General features: G+C 57.6%; 18 protein-coding genes. 5 read left to right on the top strand and 13 right to left on the bottom strand.

Going from position 1 to position 15,760, the window contains the following annotated elements; all coding sequences use genetic code 11:
• Positions 1–97 precede the first annotated feature (97 nt).
• Complete coding sequence (grxD, locus tag AF70_RS15640) at positions 98–439, top strand: Grx4 family monothiol glutaredoxin (RefSeq protein ID WP_007938922.1); 342 nt, start codon at positions 98–100, stop codon at positions 437–439.
• Positions 440–613: 174 nt separating this feature from the next.
• Here grxD and bfr read toward each other — a convergent pair whose 3' ends face one another.
• Positions 614–1,087 carry a bacterioferritin gene (gene bfr, locus AF70_RS15635; protein WP_007898512.1) on the bottom strand — a complete coding sequence of 158 codons (474 nt, stop codon included), beginning with the start codon at positions 1,085–1,087 and terminating at the stop codon, positions 614–616.
• A 200-nt stretch (positions 1,088–1,287) separates the two neighbouring features.
• Positions 1,288–1,506: a bacterioferritin-associated ferredoxin gene (locus AF70_RS15630; protein ID WP_018926608.1), complete on the bottom strand. Its 219-nt coding sequence runs from the start codon at positions 1,504–1,506 to the stop codon at positions 1,288–1,290.
• Positions 1,507–1,820: 314 nt separating this feature from the next.
• Between AF70_RS15630 and AF70_RS15625 the strand changes: the two genes are divergently transcribed.
• Entirely contained in the window at positions 1,821–2,423 is a 603-nt protein-coding gene (locus AF70_RS15625) for a peroxiredoxin (protein WP_018926607.1), read from the top strand.
• Between the two features lie 76 nt (positions 2,424–2,499).
• Here the strand turns inward: AF70_RS15625 and rnt are convergent, their stop codons facing one another.
• Positions 2,500–3,177: a ribonuclease T gene (gene rnt, locus AF70_RS15620; protein WP_007938919.1), complete on the bottom strand. Its 678-nt coding sequence runs from the start codon at positions 3,175–3,177 to the stop codon at positions 2,500–2,502.
• Complete coding sequence (gene pyrC / locus AF70_RS15615) at positions 3,174–4,220, bottom strand: dihydroorotase (protein ID WP_018926606.1); 1,047 nt, start codon at positions 4,218–4,220, stop codon at positions 3,174–3,176. Before pyrC ends, rnt begins: the two co-directional genes overlap by 4 nt.
• 157 nt (positions 4,221–4,377) lie before the next feature.
• Between pyrC and AF70_RS15610 the strand changes: the two genes are divergently transcribed.
• Together AF70_RS15610 and AF70_RS15605 are read left to right on the top strand one after the other, a co-directional pair.
• The gene (locus AF70_RS15610; RefSeq protein WP_018926605.1) at positions 4,378–5,286 is read left to right on the top strand and encodes an OmpA family protein; all 909 of its coding nucleotides are present in this window, start codon (positions 4,378–4,380) and stop codon (positions 5,284–5,286) included.
• 129 nt (positions 5,287–5,415) lie between these two features.
• The gene (locus AF70_RS15605) at positions 5,416–6,633 is read left to right on the top strand and encodes an argininosuccinate synthase (protein WP_007938916.1); all 1,218 of its coding nucleotides are present in this window, start codon (positions 5,416–5,418) and stop codon (positions 6,631–6,633) included.
• A 174-nt stretch (positions 6,634–6,807) separates the two neighbouring features.
• Here AF70_RS15605 and AF70_RS15600 read toward each other — a convergent pair whose 3' ends face one another.
• Positions 6,808–7,389, bottom strand: coding sequence for a hypothetical protein (locus tag AF70_RS15600; protein WP_018926603.1), 582 nt, complete (start codon positions 7,387–7,389; stop codon positions 6,808–6,810).
• A 563-nt stretch (positions 7,390–7,952) separates the two neighbouring features.
• Between AF70_RS15600 and AF70_RS15595 the strand changes: the two genes are divergently transcribed.
• Positions 7,953–8,579 (top strand): response regulator transcription factor, encoded by a 627-nt coding sequence (locus AF70_RS15595; RefSeq protein ID WP_018926602.1) that lies wholly within the window; start codon positions 7,953–7,955, stop codon positions 8,577–8,579.
• A gap of 91 nt (positions 8,580–8,670) precedes the next feature.
• Here the strand turns inward: AF70_RS15595 and AF70_RS15590 are convergent, their stop codons facing one another.
• From AF70_RS15590 to metG, 8 genes are all read right to left on the bottom strand, one after another.
• Positions 8,671–8,850, bottom strand: a complete 180-nt coding sequence (locus tag AF70_RS15590; RefSeq protein ID WP_018926601.1) for a PA3496 family putative envelope integrity protein — start codon at positions 8,848–8,850, stop codon at positions 8,671–8,673.
• A 107-nt stretch (positions 8,851–8,957) separates the two neighbouring features.
• Positions 8,958–9,596 carry an endonuclease III gene (gene nth, locus AF70_RS15585; RefSeq protein ID WP_018926600.1) on the bottom strand — a complete coding sequence of 213 codons (639 nt, stop codon included), beginning with the start codon at positions 9,594–9,596 and terminating at the stop codon, positions 8,958–8,960.
• Entirely contained in the window at positions 9,593–10,207 is a 615-nt protein-coding gene (locus AF70_RS15580; protein ID WP_019581553.1) for an Rnf-Nqr domain containing protein, read from the bottom strand. The genes nth and AF70_RS15580 overlap by 4 nt, the downstream gene beginning before the upstream one ends.
• Positions 10,200–10,811 carry an RnfABCDGE type electron transport complex subunit G gene (locus AF70_RS15575; RefSeq protein WP_019581552.1) on the bottom strand — a complete coding sequence of 204 codons (612 nt, stop codon included), beginning with the start codon at positions 10,809–10,811 and terminating at the stop codon, positions 10,200–10,202. The genes AF70_RS15580 and AF70_RS15575 overlap by 8 nt, the downstream gene beginning before the upstream one ends.
• Positions 10,808–11,800, bottom strand: a complete 993-nt coding sequence (locus AF70_RS15570) for an RnfABCDGE type electron transport complex subunit D (RefSeq protein WP_028939454.1) — start codon at positions 11,798–11,800, stop codon at positions 10,808–10,810. The genes AF70_RS15575 and AF70_RS15570 overlap by 4 nt, the downstream gene beginning before the upstream one ends.
• A complete protein-coding gene (gene rsxB, locus AF70_RS15565; protein ID WP_028939453.1) occupies positions 11,787–12,791 on the bottom strand; it encodes an electron transport complex subunit RsxB in 1,005 nt (334 codons plus the stop codon). Before rsxB ends, AF70_RS15570 begins: the two co-directional genes overlap by 14 nt.
• Complete coding sequence (locus AF70_RS15560) at positions 12,788–13,357, bottom strand: electron transport complex protein RnfA (RefSeq protein ID WP_028939452.1); 570 nt, start codon at positions 13,355–13,357, stop codon at positions 12,788–12,790. The genes rsxB and AF70_RS15560 overlap by 4 nt, the downstream gene beginning before the upstream one ends.
• Positions 13,358–13,529: 172 nt before the next feature.
• Positions 13,530–15,584 (bottom strand): methionine--tRNA ligase, encoded by a 2,055-nt coding sequence (metG, locus tag AF70_RS15555; protein WP_028939451.1) that lies wholly within the window; start codon positions 15,582–15,584, stop codon positions 13,530–13,532.
• Positions 15,585–15,760 lie beyond the last annotated feature (176 nt).

Below are 15,760 nucleotides of genomic sequence, written 5' to 3'. Positions count from 1 at the left end.
ACATGTCTGTCGGGGAGGCCGAGCATGGCGCTCGGGTTTCCGTTACAATGCGCCACCGTGCCGACCACTGAGTCGGAAAGTTCAGCCGAGGTGCTCCATGGATATCATCGAAACGATTAAAGAGCAGATTGCCAACAACACCATTCTGCTTTACATGAAAGGCTCGCCGAATGCCCCGCAGTGTGGGTTTTCCGCGAAAGCCGCCCAGGCTGTGATGGCCTGTGGTGAAAAGTTTGCCTATGTGGATATCCTGCAGAACCCGGAAATCCGCGCCAACCTGCCAAAGTACGCCAACTGGCCAACCTTCCCACAACTGTGGGTTGCCGGTGAGCTGGTTGGTGGTAGCGACATCATGACTGAAATGTCTGCCGACGGTTCGTTGCAGGCACTGATCAAAGACGCCGCCGCCAAAGCCGCCGCTGCCAAGACCGAAGCCTGATTCGGTACCTGTAGGAGCGAGGCTTGCCCGCGAAGCAGGCGCCGCGCTTCTGCAGATACACCGCGTCATCGTTCTTCGCGGGCGAGCCTCGCTCCTACAAGAGCGCACGTAAAAAGCCCCGCCTCTGTAAAGAGAGCGGGGCTTTTTATTGCGTCGGGGTTAGCGGCGTAGAGCTTACTCTTCGCCCATCTGCGATTGCAGATAGTTCTCAAGGCCGACTTTATCGATCAGGCCCAGCTGGGTTTCCAGCCAGTCGATATGTTCTTCTTCGGATTCAAGAATGTCTTCGAGCAGTTCACGGCTACCGAAGTCGCCGACGGTTTCGCAATGAGCGATAGCGACTTTCAGGTCTGCATGGCCGTCGCGTTCGATCTTCAAGTCGCACTCAAGCATTTCCTTGGTGTGTTCGCCGATGTGCAGCTTGCCCAGGTCCTGGACGTTCGGCAGGCCTTCAAGGAACAGGATGCGCTTGATCAGCTTGTCAGCGTGCTTCATCTCGTCGATGGATTCGTGGTACTCGTGCTTGCCGAGCTTGTTCAGGCCCCAATCTTCATACATGCGCGCGTGCAGGAAGTACTGATTGATCGCGACCAGTTCATTGGCAAGGATTTTGTTGAGATGCTGGATGACTGTAACGTCGCCTTTCATGGTGGGAGTCCTGCCCTGTATTAGCTGTATATAAGGCGGAGTTTGAGCCGCGTAATTAATAGTGTCAAACCTAAGTTATTGAAACTTAAATGAAAATTAATCGGAATAAGAATGTTTGTGTTCCGCGTCTAAGGCCTAAGCGATTGATTTTCAGACATAAAAAAACCGGACATCAAGTCCGGTTCTTCGAAATACGGTAGTTATGCGGCTGTAAATTCTACGGGGTAGGGGATCGCCGCCTGGGCCGTTTGCAGTTTGCCCAGTGTTTCACGCACCACTTCCTTGGCCAGGCAAGCGCATTTGCCACATTGGCCGGCTACGCCGGTAGCCAGACGGACTTCCTTGTAGCTGCAGCAACCTTCATAGATTGCATCGCGGATTTGACCGTCGGTGACGCCGGTGCAGAGGCAGACATACATAAGTGAGAACCGTCGCTGGTTGTGACTCAATTGCGATGGATCTTAATGTTAACGAGAATGATTGTCAAAGTGGTTTCTGAAGGCTTTTCGTCATAAGGGCCTTTGACTGACGAACGGTTTCCTCTCGCGCCTTGCGAAAAAAAATAGCAGCGGCCATTTTGCCCGCCAGAAAAAAACCGCTAAGGACAGGCGAAAAACGCGGTGTATGATGGTCGGCCTTTTGCGAAGGAGGTTCGTGTCACAGGGCTGTCGCCTGAGGGTGACAGGCTGGCATGAGCCCTGTTCTTCAACGTTATTACACCAGGAGATATCCAATGAGCGTACTCGTAGGCAAACAAGCCCCTGACTTCACCGTACCGGCCGTACTCGGCAATGGCGAAATCGTAGACAGCTTCACCCTGTCCTCGGCCATCAAAGGCAAATACGGCCTGGTGTTCTTCTACCCACTGGACTTCACCTTCGTTTGCCCGTCCGAGCTGATCGCTCTGGACAACCGCATGGCTGACTTCAAGGCACGCAACGTTGAAGTGGTCGCCGTTTCGATCGACTCGCATTTCACCCACAACGCGTGGCGCAACACCCCGGTGAACAATGGCGGTATTGGCCAGGTTCGTTACACCATGGCTGCTGACATCAAGCAGGAAATCATGAAGGCTTACGACGTTCAGTCCGCTGACGGCGTGGCTTTCCGTGGTGCGTTCCTGATCGACGACAAGGGCGTTGTCCGCTCGCAGATCGTCAACGACCTGCCGCTGGGCCGTAACATGGAAGAGCTGATCCGTCTGGTTGACGCTCTGCAATTCCACGAAGAGCACGGTGAAGTTTGCCCTGCCAACTGGAAAAAAGGCGACAAAGGCATGAACGCTTCGCCAGAAGGCGTTGCGGCTTACCTGACCGAGCACGCTGCTGCGCTGTAAGCCAGGCGTCCGGCAATAAAAAACCGGCCTCACTGAGGCCGGTTTTTTTATGGGCGGGATAAACCGGCGACCAGACTCAGTCGTTGTAGTCTTCCCAGCCGCCCATCTGTTTCCAGCGATTGACGATGCCGCAGAACAGCTCGGCGGTCTTCTCGGTATCGTAGCGAGCCGAATGAGCCTCACGACCGTCGAAGTCGATGTCCGCTGCCTGACAGGCCTTGGCCAGTACGGTTTGACCGTAGGCAAGACCGGCGAGGGTCGCGGTGTCGAAGCTGGAGAACGGGTGAAACGGGTTGCGTTTCATGTCCAGGCGCGCGACTGCCGCGTTGAGGAAACCCAGGTCGAAGCTGCTGTTGTGACCGACCAGAATCGCCCGTTTGCAACCGTTGGCTTTCAGAGCCTTGCGAATGCCACGGAAGATATCGGTCAGCGCCGCTTCTTCACTCACTGCCATGCGCAACGGGTGATCGAGTTTGATCCCGGTGAATTCCAGGGCTGCTGCTTCGATGTTGGCGCCTTCGAATGGCTCAACCCGGAAGAAGTAGGTGTGATCGGGGTACACGAACCCTTTTTCATCCATGGCGATAGTGGTTGCAGCAATTTCCAGCAGGGCGTCGGTGGCCGAGTTGAAGCCACCGGTTTCTACGTCGACGACAACCGGCAGGTAACCACGGAATCTGGCAGCCATTGGATGACGAGGACCACCTCCACCGCCTTGACCGTCCTGTTCGTCGTCGAAATGGTCTTCACTCACGCGTGTTCCTCCAGCAGGCGCCAGCGCAGTTTTTCACCGGCGCGCAGCGGGATAACGGTCAGCTCGCCAAATGGCAGGCTGGTTGGGGCGGTCCACTCTTCGCGGACCAGGGTGATGCGATCGGTGTTCGCCGGCAGACCGTAGAAACGCGGGCCATTGAGGCTGGCGAAGGCTTCGAGCTTGTCCAGCGCATTACGCTGTTCGAAGGCTTCGGCATACATCTCGATCGCGGCATAAGCGGTGTAGCAACCGGCACAGCCGCAAGCCGCTTCTTTGGCGTGCTGGGCATGGGGGGCCGAGTCGGTGCCGAGGAAGAACTTGTCGCTGCCGCTGGTGGCAGCGTCGAGCAGGGCTTCCTGGTGGGTATTGCGCTTGAGGATCGGCAGGCAATAGAAGTGCGGCCGAATCCCACCCACCAGCATGTGGTTGCGGTTGTACAGCAGGTGATGCGCGGTGATGGTGGCGCCAACGTTGGCCGAAGCCGCGTTGACGAACTGCACGGCATCGGCGGTGGTGATGTGTTCGAACACCACTTTGAGCGTTGGGAAACGCTCGACCACGCGACGCATGTGCTCATCGATGAAGATTTTTTCCCGATCGAAAACGTCGATATCGCCACGGGTGACTTCACCGTGAACCAGCAAGGGCATCCCGACTTCGGCCATGGCCTCCAGTGCAGGGAAAATCTTGTCGATGCTGGTGACGCCAGAGTCCGAATTGGTGGTCGCGCCTGCCGGGTACAGCTTGGCGGCGTGAATGAAACCGCTGGCCTTGGCCTCACGAATTTCTTCGGGCTGTGTGCGGTCGGTCAGGTACAGAACCATCAGCGGTTCGAAACGGCTGCCGGCCGGACGTGCGGCGAGAATCCGCTGGCGATAGCCATCGGCTTCAGCAGCGTTGCGCACCGGAGGTACCAGGTTGGGCATGATGATGGCGCGACCAAAGGTGCGCGCGACATCCGCGACGGTATTGGTCAACACGGCACCATCGCGAAGATGAATGTGCCAGTCGTCGGGACGCAGCAGGGTCAGGCGGTCGGACATGAGGGAATTCCAGGCGGGTCAAACTCAGGGGAATGCTACCGGAAAAGACTCTTCCAGGCACTCGCTATCAAGTTTTACGACAAGCTTCCGATACCCAACAGGCAGGCCGTGAATATGTGTGTCGGTCTTTTTGTCGTAGAAGCCAGTGGAGCCTCCCGTGCGCCAGCGTTATTTAGCCTTGCTCAGTGTGTTTGCCAGCCTTCCCGCGATGGCGCTCACTTTCCAGACTCGCCTGGAGAGCATCGAGTGGACGGTCGAAGGTGACAAGTTCGAATGCCGCCTGACTCAACCGATCACTGATTTCGGTTCGGGTGAGTTTGTGCGGCGCGCCGGAGAGCAGGCGACATTTCGTCTGAAGGCGTACAACTCAATGATCGGTGGGGGTTCCGCCACCTTGCTGGCGGCGGCTGCGCCATGGCAGCCGGGGCGTGGCGACATTAACCTGGGCTCGGTGAGAATCGGTAGTGGCAACGTGCTGTTCAACAGCTCGCAAGTGCAGGCCGGGCGCCTGATCAGCGGGTTGATGGAGGGGCGCAGCCCGGTCGTTCGACACTCATCGGGCGACGGTCGGGTGTCGGAAGTGCGTCTGCTGCCGGTCAAGTTCAGCAAGGCCTATGGTGACTATCAGGGTTGCGTCGCCAAGTTGTTGCCACAGAATTTCGAGCAAGTGAAGCAATCCGAGGTCGGCTTCCCGGGGGAGGGTATCGATCTCGATGCCAGGGCCAAGGCCCAGTTGCAGGTCATGCTGGAGTTCATGAAGGCCGATCCGACGGTCAACCACATTGAACTCGACGGCCATTCCGACAACAGTGGCAACCGCCTGACCAACCGTGAACTGTCACGACGCCGGGCGCTGGCGGTGATGGATTTCTTCAAGGCCAATGGTGTGCAGGAATCGCAGATCACCCTGCGTTTTCACGGTGAGCGCTATCCGCTGGCGCCCAACAACAATGCCGCCAACCGGGCTAAGAATCGCCGGGTTGCCGTACGCCTCGAACGGGTCGCACCGACCGAGAAGCCTGCGCCTCAAGCCACCGCCGCCGCGAGCAGCGCGACGACCTCCTGAACCTGCTGAATTCGTCGCTCGCTCGACATAATCTGTCGCTTCGTCGTCATAAGCTGTCGCGCCTCTGTAAATTATCCTGCATGAGCGGTAGACTTGACAGCTTTCCGTAGAACCCCGTGGAGTGATGGCATGGCGGACGTAAACAAGGTCGTTCTGGCGTATTCCGGCGGCCTGGACACTTCGGTGATCCTCAAGTGGCTGCAGGATACATATAACTGTGAAGTAGTGACCTTCACCGCTGACCTGGGTCAGGGCGAAGAGGTCGAGCCGGCCCGCGCCAAGGCACAGGCCATGGGCGTAAAAGAAATCTATATCGACGATCTGCGCGAAGAATTCGTGCGTGATTTCGTGTTCCCGATGTTCCGCGCCAATACCGTTTACGAAGGCGAGTACCTGCTGGGTACTTCCATCGCTCGTCCGTTGATCGCCAAACGTCTGATCGAAATCGCCAACGAAACCGGTGCTGACGCCATTTCCCACGGCGCGACCGGCAAGGGCAACGACCAGGTTCGTTTCGAACTGGGCGCCTATGCCTTGAAGCCAGGCGTGAAAGTGATCGCTCCATGGCGCGAATGGGACCTGCTGTCCCGTGAGAAGCTGATGGACTACGCCGAGAAGCACGCGATTCCGATCGAGCGTCACGGCAAGAAAAAATCCCCGTACTCGATGGATGCCAACCTGCTGCACATCTCCTATGAAGGTGGCGTGCTGGAAGACACCTGGACCGAGCACGAAGAAGACATGTGGCGCTGGACCGTCTCCCCGGAGAACGCTCCTGACAAACCACAGTACCTGGAACTGACCTACCGTAACGGCGACATCGTTGCACTGGACGGCGTCGAAATGACCCCGGCCACCGTGCTGGCGACCTTGAACCGTATCGGTGGCGAACATGGTATCGGCCGTCTGGATATCGTCGAGAACCGCTATGTGGGCATGAAGTCCCGTGGCTGCTATGAGACGCCTGGCGGCACCATCATGCTGCGCGCTCACCGTGCGATCGAATCGATCACCCTGGACCGCGAAGTGGCTCACCTCAAAGACGAGCTGATGCCTAAATACGCCAGTCTGATCTACACCGGTTACTGGTGGAGCCCAGAGCGTCTGATGCTGCAACAGATGATCGATGCTTCCCAGGCCCACGTGAACGGCGTAGTGCGCCTGAAACTGTACAAGGGCAACGTGATCGTCACCGGACGCAAGTCCGACGAGTCGTTGTTCGACGCCAACATCGCGACCTTCGAGGAAGATGGCGGTGCCTACAACCAGGCCGATGCGGCGGGCTTCATCAAGCTCAACGCCTTGCGCATGCGTATCGCGGCGAACAAAGGCCGCAAGCTGTTCTGAGACCTTTGATGCGGTAATGGAACTGTGGCCTTGTCGATGACAAGGCCACAGTTCTGAAAAAGGGCTGCTGCATATTACGTTTCGCTTTCTGCTGGTTTCTTCTAACCGTTCCCTCTGCTGCCTGCCTTTGATCTCACTTCAAGGGCTGCCTTGCTCTGTGCGACGGGTCAAAACCTAGCCCATGATCGTCACGCCATGTGAGCTCAAATTGTAAGAAACACAGAACGTTGCGTTGCTGCGTTTCTTTAGTTGTTTCCAGTGTTTGAGCGCGCTGTCCTTCAGCACTACCTCCGAATCGGCGCACGTGAGAAATACGATCACGTGTGCAGGATTATCCGGAGCGTGCTGGATACTCTCCATCAAGGCGCTGAACCCCATTTTTTTGGTTATCCAGCGTGCATCAATGATGTGCAGATCCTTTAGCGGTGCGGGCAACTGCACATGGTGTTGGACCGAGCGTTCAGGCGACACACTGGAAGTGCTGTTTCCAGAGTGATCAGCGTTGTCCATGACTTTTATAAAATGCTTTCCCTTCTCGAAATCGGAGGGCGCGTAAAGCGATCGATAATTGAAGTTAAGTGTGGCGAAGAAAAGAAAAAGCAAATAAAAGGGAAAGCTGATCAGAAACCAGATGTAGAGTTCTCTCTCCTTGTGGTCAAGAAAGGGCAGCGATACAGCAGCTGATGTTTCGGACAGTGCTGCAAATATTGCAATGATTGTCATGGGGTTGGTGATTCTTTTTTTGAGTTTTATCATGTTTTTTACTCATTAGATATTATCTTTTTCTCTGTTGGTTTATAGGGTGTGTTTTGGCGGTGATGCATGTATGGATGTGTTGTTTTTGTTTTTGTTATTTTAAGTTTTTTTGTTGTGTGGTTGAAATTGATATAGTAGCTGCATTGTTCTGGGTCTGGGTATGTCTGTTTATTTGTTTTAAAGTTGCGTGGGTTTGTTTGGCTTCTGAAGTGTTGCTGTGTGTAAGGTTTTTCGAGCCGTTCGGGCCGGGTTATGTAAGATTCTGCAAGATACTCGTTACCTTTAAGGGTAGCTTAATAGTCGCGGTCTGTCGGACCAAGGGCGTTGAACCCTGTTTTTTGGGGTGTGAATTGTTACAAAGAAACTGTCGAGGCGATTAGCAGTGTTCGGCCAATAAAATCTCTGGCTCATCGTGTGCAATGATTTCTTGTAGGAATAATCCGTGTTGTTTGTAGGTGATGTCTCTCGGTGCGAGTGGTCGAGGGGGACGGCATGCCATGGGTGAAACGACTAGGCTATGGTGCGGGCTCTAAAAATTCGAACAGCGAAAATTGGACTTGCCCATGAATAAAGTGCTGATCGTGGATGATCACCCCGTCATTCGTCTTGCGGTACGTATGCTAATGGAGCGTCATGGCTACGAAGTCATTGCAGAAACAGACAATGGCGTGGATGCATTGCAACTTGCTCGTGAACTTATGCCGGATATCGTTATCCTGGATATTGGAATACCGAAGCTGGATGGGTTGGAAGTTATCGCGCGCCTGACATCAGCGGCGATGCCTCTTAAAGTGCTGATATTGACGTCCCAGGCTCCAGGGCATTTTTCCATGCGCTGTATGCAATCGGGTGCCGCCGGATATGTCTGTAAACAACAGGACCTTACTGAGTTGCTCAGTGCAATAAAGGCGGTACTGTCAGGTTATAGCTACTTCCCTAATCAGGCGCTGCATACTGTGCGCTCCAGTCTTGGGAATGCCAGTGAGGCCGATATGGTGGATCGTTTGTCCGGGCGGGAAATGATGGTCCTGCAGCAGTTGGCCCGAGGTAAGACAAACAAGGAAATCGCCGATGGGATGTTCCTCAGCAATAAAACCGTCAGTACTTACAAGACTCGCCTGTTGCTAAAGCTCAATGCTCGCTCACTGGTCGATCTTATTGAATTGGCTCAACGTAATGGCCTGGTATGAGTACGCCAGCGTTTGACGAGGGGCGATGAGCGGGCGTTTGTCGGGGATGGGCACTTAGTAAAAAGCCTCCGTTTCGGGAGGCTTTTAGGTGTCATAGGTCAAAATCGTAATCGGCCAATTGCTTTTGCAGTCGGCGCTCCTCCAGCAGATTGTCGATGGTGCGGCGTTTGCTCAGGTTGGTCTTCGCTACTTCCACCACCGGTTCTGCGTCATCGGCCTCAACGGCGGTGAAGTCGTCTTCTACGTCCAATTGCTCTTTGCCAGTGCTCATAAGGTTAACTCCAGGCTAAGACTGCCTTTGGCGCTCCTTATATCGACAATTTCCCGGCGGGTAAAAAAGATTTTTTCAATCGGCTAATCAATAAAACTAATAGAGCCTCAATCGTCCGAGGTCTTTTGCTTGTATTCGCATAAGTCCTCGATCCGGCAGCTGCCACAACGCGGCTTGCGGGCCAGGCAAACGTAGCGTCCGTGGAGAATCAGCCAGTGATGGGCGTCGAGCAGATACTCCTTCGGGACGAACTTCATCAGTTTCTGCTCCACCTCGACCACATTCTTGCCCGGAGCAATGCCGGTACGGTTGCTGACCCGGAAAATGTGGGTGTCCACGGCCATGGTCAGCTGACGAAAGGCGGTATTGAGCACCACATTGGCGGTCTTGCGGCCGACGCCGGGCAACGCTTCCAGCGCTTCGCGGGTCTGCGGCACCTCACCGCCATGGCGCTCTACCAGCAAGCGACAGGTTTCGATCACGTTTTTTGCTTTGCTGTTATACAGGCCGATGGTCTTGATGTACTCCGACAATCCTTCGACGCCCAAGGCATAAATCGCCGCCGGCGTATTGGCCACCGGAAACAGTTTGGCGGTGGCCTTGTTGACGCCGACATCGGTCGATTGCGCCGAGAGAATCACGGCGATCAGCAGTTCGAACGGCGAGGAATAGGCCAGCTCGGTCTTCGGTTCAGGATTGTCTTCGTGAAACCTGCGGAAAATTTCCAGACGTTTTGCGGCATTCATGGGCGATGCGTTTCCTCGAAGGAGGTCAATGTGGGGGTGGGGCGGGTCCAGGCCTGACGTGCGGCGATCAGCAGCCCCAGCAGAATAAACCCGCCGGGGGCCAGCGTGGCCAAGCGCAGGCCTCCGTCAGCGGTGAGCACCCAACCTTGCCAGTCCGGTTGCACAGCACCGGTCAGCCAGGGCAGATGGCTACCCAGTGTCCCGTTGCCGATGAGCTCGCGCAGCAGGCCCAGGCCAATCATCAAGGCGCCAAACAGGCCGCACAGGCGCAGGCGGTCACGCCTTGTGCCCTGGAAAAAACCGTTATGTTCCAGCACCACGCATTGCAAGGCGATCAATCCGGTATAGAACCCCAGATGCTGGTGCCATTGAAGCGACCAGGCTTGCGTGGCGAGTTCCGCACAACTGGTCAGTGTGGCAGCCAGCAGGAGGCAGGCCAGTAAATGGGTTGCCGGAATCAGTCGTGAGCGCAAGATACCCATGCTCACGTCATAGACACTGAGCACCAGAGCGAACATCAGCCACAGGCCCAGGGCCGTTACCAACGAATCAGTGACGCCGATCAGAGGCGCAAGCATCAGCGAGTTCTGCAGGGTCGATGACTTATTCATGGGCACTGCTCCCGATCAGCGGTTGCCGGTGTTCATCGAAGTAACGCAATGCATCGTGGGTGGCATTGATCACCGCTCTTGAGGTGATGGTCGCGCCCGCGATCTGATCGAATTGCCCTTGGTCCTTTTTCAAGGCCCAGCCAGTGTCGCCTGGTTCGCCTAGAGACTTGCCGGTAAACACTTGCAGCCAGGCATTGGGCCAGTCGGCGAGCTTGCCGCCCAGCCCCGGGGTTTCCGATTGCTTGAGGGTTTTGACCCCCAGCAACGTGCCATGGGGGTCGATGGCGATCAGCAAATCGATGGCGCCGGCGTAGCCCAGTGTCTGGCTGCGCAGCAACACGGCGCTCGGTTGGCCGGCCTTGGACGCCAGGTAGCCATTTAGCAGCGTGCTGTTGGGCAGGCGAGTTTTTTCGACGCTGAGGGGGTGTTCCAGTGGCTGATTGTCGTAGCTGTCGGGCGCTAGCAGATCCAGCAAATTGCGGCTGTCGATCAGGCGTTGTTCGGCGGCAATGCGTGCGGCGCTGGTGTGCTGCGCGAGGTAAGTCGCGCCTGTCCCCAGGCCTGCCAGTAATACCAGGGTCACAACGCTGGTTGCTCGGTTCATGGGCTGACCTGCGCTTGTCTGGAGGCAGCAAACCGCTCCAGCGCCGGTACACAAAGGTTCATCAGCAGGACGGCAAAGGCCACCCCGTCGGGATAGCCGCCCCACGTGCGGATCAGGTAAGTCAGCAGCCCCACTCCGGCGCCGAACAGCAACCGGGCCGTGGGGTTTTTTGCGCCGGATACCGGTTCCGTCACGATGAAGAAGGCACCCAGCATGCTCGCGCCGGTGAGCAGATGGAAGAGTGGCGAGCCATGGGAATCGGAGCCCGAACCGTTCCAGCACAACAGGCTGATGACGAACAGGCTGGCGAGCATGCCGAACGGCGCATGCCAGCTGAACACCCGTCGTTGCAGCAGAAACGCGCCGCCAGCCAGGAAGGCCAGGTTGACCCATTCCACGCCCCGGCCGCCGAAATGGCCGAATGCCGGGTTGCCGGCAAACAGTTCGTCCATGGTCAGGCTTTTGTTGATTCGCAGGCTGTCCAGCGCGGTGGCCTGGGCCCACGCGTCTGGCGTCTGGCCGAGGTTGAAGCCGAACACTTGTTGCAGGCCAGCGAGAAAGTCCATGCCATGGGACGACGGCCAATGGGTCATTTGCTGGGGAAATGTCACTAAAGCCAGGGCGAAACCGAGCATCGCCGGGTTGAACGGATTCCTGCCAACGCCGCCATACAGGTGCTTGCCGAAAAAAAGTCCGAATGCCGCAGCGCTGACCGTCAGCCACCACGGGCAATAAGGCGGCAAGGCCAGGGCCAACAGGGTCGCGCTGACCAGCGCACTGCCATCGCTCACTGTCGGTTTTACAGGTTGCTTGCGCAGCTGCAACACCGCTGCTTCAACGGCCAGTGTGGTAGCAGCCGCCAGAATCAGGTTGATCAACACGCCCCAACCGTACAGCCAGAACAACATCAGCATTCCCGGCAGGGTGGCCAGCAACACCAGCTTCATGGCCTGCTGAAGGCGTTCGTCCACCGATTCAAGGGGCGGCATAGGCATCCACCTGCCGCTCGGCTTCGCTGAGCGCATGTTGCAATGCTGCGATCTGTTCGGCCGACGCTTCGTTTGTTTGAGCCTTCTTGAGTTCGGCGCGGCGCATGGCCAACTGGATCTTCGCCCGTTTCAGCTCGGCATCGTTAGTCGGAACAGGCTGAACAGCTACCACCGGTGCACTGTTTTCCAGCTGCGCCAGCGTCTGCTCGGCGGCTTCAAATTGCTGTTGCAGCACGATCAGTTGCGATTGCTGTTCGAAGGTCGGTGGATGCCCGAAGGCCTTGAGCGACTTGTTCAACTGCGCTCGACTCATGGCCAGATCGACCTTGGCCTTTTTCAGCGCCGCATCGGCATTGGCGGCCTTCTGCGCCCGCACGCGCTCGAGCGCGGCCTGAACCGGGTCGAGTGTCACTTCACTGTGCTGCACGGCGCGTTGGGCGCGGGCCTGACGTTCGGCGAGCTTCTGTTGCTCTTCGCGATGTAAGCGGGCATTGCGCTGTTCGAAGCGACGTCGCGCGCGGTTGCGCTTGGCGGCCCGGGCCTGTTGCTCCTCCAGGCTGAACGCCAGCCCACCGACAATCGGCAGCGTGGCCAGCGGTAGCGGATGCATCTCGATGCAATCCACCGGGCAGGGCGCCACGCAGAGGTCGCAACCGGTGCATTCGTCGACGATGACCGTGTGCATGAATTTCGCCGCGCCGACAATCGCGTCGACTGGGCAGGCCTGAATGCATTTGGTGCAGCCGATGCATTCGGCCTCGCGGATGTACGCGATTTGCGCCGGTGCCGAGCCGCGACTGACGTCCAGTTCCAGCACCGGCACTTTCAGCAGCTCGGCCAGGGCCGCGATGGTTTCGCTGCCGCCCGGAGGGCACTTGTTGATCGGCTCGCCGCTGGCGATGCCTTCGGCGTAGGGTTTGCATCCGGGGTGGCCACACTTGCCGCATTGAGTCTGCGGCAAGAGGGCATCGATGCGTTGAATCAGACTCATGTTTTGATCAACCCGCTGAATCCGAGAAAAACCACCGCGATCAATCCGGCGCTGATCAATTCGATCGGCAGGCCGCGAAAGGGCAGGGGGACATCGTTATCGAGTGTGCGTTGGCGCAAGTCGCTGAACAGGCTCAGCACCAGCCAGAAACCCAGCCCGGCACCGAGGCTCAGGGCTATGGCGTGGAAAAATCCCTTGTCGTCCTGAGCATTGAGCAACGTCAGCCCAAGCACGCCGGCATTGCCCAGCAGCAGGGGCCAGAGCCCCTCGAATGAAAGCTTGGCGAATAACCGTGGAAGCAGCTTCAGCAGCGGGCCGATCAGCAGAACGCTCAGCGGCAGGAATACAAACAGTCGCAGCGACGTCAGCCCCAGCGGCACCAGCAGCCAGTGGTAGAGCGCATGGCCGAGCGTGCCGACGATCAGCATCAGGCACGTCGTCGCGATGCCCAATGCATGCACCTGTCGCCGCTCGCTGCCCAGCACCGGATCGACGCCCAGCGGCCAGTGCAACACGAGGTTGTTGATCAGGGCAGCGCTGATAAGCGTAAGAAGCAGTTCGGTCATGATCGTGCCGGTAAGAACAGGGCTTTCTTAAGGGGCTCTCTAGAAAGGGCTCTCTAAAAAGAACTCTCTAAAAAGAGATTAGGCATTATCCGGCAAGGAAGGAGGGTGGGCCAGATATGAAAATCCCACAGTCGCGCCGGGCACGACTGTGGGATCGGTTTAGCGCAGGACCTTACTTGATGCGCTGACCTGGCTTGGCGCCACTATCGGGGCTCAGCAGGTAGATTTCTTCGCCACCAGGGCCGGCCGCCATCACCATGCCTTCGGAGATCCCGAATTTCATTTTGCGCGGCTTGAGGTTGGCAATCATCATGGTCAGGCGACCTTCAAGCTTGGCCGGGTCCGGGTAGGCGCTCTTGATGCCGGAGAGCACGTTGCGTTGCTCGTCACCGATGTCCAGGGTCAGGCGCAGCAGTTTGTCGGCCCCTTCGACGGCTTCGGCCTTGAGGATCAGGGCGACGCGCAGGTCGACCGCGGCAAAGGTATCGAACTCGATCTCCGGCGACAGCGGATCCTTGGCCAGTTCGCCGTTGCCTTGAGGCGCGGCAGCTTCGCCGGTGTCGGTCTGGCTGGCGGTCAGGTCTTCTTTCGAGGCGTCGGTCATGGCTTGCACTTTTACCGGGTCGATGCGGGTCATCAACGGTTTGAACTCGTTCAGCTGATGGTTGCTGAGCAAGGTGGCGTGGTCGTTCCAGGTCAGCGGTGCGACGTTGAGGAACGCCTCGGCATCGGCGGCCAGCAGCGGCAGCACCGGCTTGAGGAAAATCACCAGTTGGCGGAACAGGTTGATGCCCAGGGCGCAGATGGCCTGGACTTCATCCTGCTTACCTTCCTGTTTGTTCAGCGACCACGGTGCCTTGTCGGCGATCCAGGCGTTGGCACGGTCGGCCAGGCCCATGATTTCGCGCATGGCCCGGGCGAAGTCACGCGCCTCGTAGGCTTCTGCGATGCTCGGTGCTGCGGCCAGGAACGCTTCGGTCAGCTCCGGCGCGGCGTTGCCGGCCACCAGCACGCCAGCGTTGCCTTTGTTGATGAAACCGGCGCAACGGCTGGCGATGTTGACGACTTTGCCGACCAGGTCCGAGTTGACCTTCTGCACGAAGTCTTCGAGGTTCAGGTCCAGGTCATCGACGCCACGGCTCAGCTTGGCCGCGTAGTAGTAGCGCAGGTATTCCGGCGACAGGTGATCCAGATAGGTCCGGGCCTTGATGAAGGTGCCGCGGGACTTGGACATCTTCTGACCGTTGACGGTCAGGTAGCCGTGCACATTGATGCCGGTCGGTTTACGGAAACCGGCGCCTTCGAGCATCGCTGGCCAGAACAGGGCGTGGAAGTTGACGATGTCCTTGCCGATGAAGTGGTACAGCTCGGCGGTGGAGTCCTTGCCCCAGAACGCGTCGAAATCAAGTGCAGGCGTACGGTTGCACAGGTTCTTGAAGCTGGCCATGTAGCCGATCGGCGCGTCCAGCCACACGTAGAAGTACTTGCCTGGCTCATCAGGAATTTCGAAGCCGAAGTACGGCGCATCGCGGGAGATGTCCCACTGTTGCAGGCCGGCGTCCAGCCATTCGGCGATCTTGTTGGCCACGGCATCTTGCAACGTGCCGCTGCGGGTCCAGGCTTGCAGCATTTCCTGGAAGTCCGGCAGCTTGAAGAAGAAGTGCTGGGAATCCTTGAGCACCGGCGTGGCGCCGGAGATTGCCGACTTCGGATCTTTGAGGTCGGTCGGCGCGTAGGTTGCACCGCATTTTTCGCAGTTGTCGCCGTACTGGTCTTCGGTGCCGCATTTCGGGCAGGTGCCCTTGATGAAGCGGTCGGCCAGGAACATTTTCTTTTCCGGGTCGAAGTACTGCGTGATCGAGCGCGTGGCGATGTGCCCGGCGTCGCGCAACTTCAGGTAGATCTGGCTCGACAGCTCACGGTTTTCTTCGGCGTGAGTGGAGTGGAAGTTGTCGAAGTCCACCAGGAACTCGGCAAAGTCGGCGCTGTGTTCAGCCTGGACGTTGGCGATCAGTTGTTCCGGGGTGATGCCTTCCTTTTCTGCGCGCAGCATGATGGCCGAACCGTGGGCGTCGTCGGCGCAGACATAAATGCATTGGTTACCGCGATGCTTCTGGAAGCGCACCCACATATCGGTCTGGATGTATTCCAGCATATGGCCGAGGTGGATCGAACCATTGGCATAGGGCAGGGCGCTGGTGACGAGGATCTTGCGTGGCTCGGACATGGGGCTCGGCTACTTGATGAAACGGAGGTCGGCCACTATAAAGCGCCGGCGCATATTTTTCACCCCCACGGCCAGCCTCCACGGACCTTTGTACCCGCCGGCCATAAGATATTTGTCATATTCTGAAAGCATCCCGTCCAGGCGATAGAACGGTTAGGATACCCGCCTGATTTTCC

It is taken from the genome of Pseudomonas sp. KD5 (assembly GCF_012932895.1).
GTDB lineage: Bacteria > Pseudomonadota > Gammaproteobacteria > Pseudomonadales > Pseudomonadaceae > Aquipseudomonas.
This window is presented reverse-complemented; position numbering and strand designations above follow the sequence as displayed.

Bases quoted from the DNA above. Each gene is read 5' to 3' on its own strand.
- metG (WP_028939451.1), bottom strand. From the start codon at position 15,584: ATGTCCGAGCCACGCAAGATCCTCGTCACCAGCGCCCTGCCCTATGCC.
- AF70_RS15560 (WP_028939452.1), bottom strand. From the start codon at position 13,357: ATGACCGAACTGCTTCTTACGCTTATCAGCGCTGCCCTGATCAACAAC.
- nth (WP_018926600.1), bottom strand. From the start codon at position 9,596: ATGAATGCCGCAAAACGTCTGGAAATTTTCCGCAGGTTTCACGAAGAC.
- pyrC (WP_018926606.1), bottom strand. From the start codon at position 4,220: ATGTCCGACCGCCTGACCCTGCTGCGTCCCGACGACTGGCACATTCAT.
- AF70_RS15605 (WP_007938916.1), top strand. From the start codon at position 5,416: ATGGCGGACGTAAACAAGGTCGTTCTGGCGTATTCCGGCGGCCTGGAC.
- AF70_RS15570 (WP_028939454.1), bottom strand. From the start codon at position 11,800: ATGCCGCCCCTTGAATCGGTGGACGAACGCCTTCAGCAGGCCATGAAG.
- grxD (WP_007938922.1), top strand. From the start codon at position 98: ATGGATATCATCGAAACGATTAAAGAGCAGATTGCCAACAACACCATT.
- AF70_RS15590 (WP_018926601.1), bottom strand. From the start codon at position 8,850: ATGAGCACTGGCAAAGAGCAATTGGACGTAGAAGACGACTTCACCGCC.
- AF70_RS15625 (WP_018926607.1), top strand. From the start codon at position 1,821: ATGAGCGTACTCGTAGGCAAACAAGCCCCTGACTTCACCGTACCGGCC.
- AF70_RS15580 (WP_019581553.1), bottom strand. From the start codon at position 10,207: ATGAATAAGTCATCGACCCTGCAGAACTCGCTGATGCTTGCGCCTCTG.
- AF70_RS15600 (WP_018926603.1), bottom strand. From the start codon at position 7,389: ATGATAAAACTCAAAAAAAGAATCACCAACCCCATGACAATCATTGCA.
- AF70_RS15595 (WP_018926602.1), top strand. From the start codon at position 7,953: ATGAATAAAGTGCTGATCGTGGATGATCACCCCGTCATTCGTCTTGCG.
- AF70_RS15575 (WP_019581552.1), bottom strand. From the start codon at position 10,811: ATGAACCGAGCAACCAGCGTTGTGACCCTGGTATTACTGGCAGGCCTG.
- rsxB (WP_028939453.1), bottom strand. From the start codon at position 12,791: ATGAGTCTGATTCAACGCATCGATGCCCTCTTGCCGCAGACTCAATGC.
- bfr (WP_007898512.1), bottom strand. From the start codon at position 1,087: ATGAAAGGCGACGTTACAGTCATCCAGCATCTCAACAAAATCCTTGCC.
- AF70_RS15630 (WP_018926608.1), bottom strand. From the start codon at position 1,506: ATGTATGTCTGCCTCTGCACCGGCGTCACCGACGGTCAAATCCGCGAT.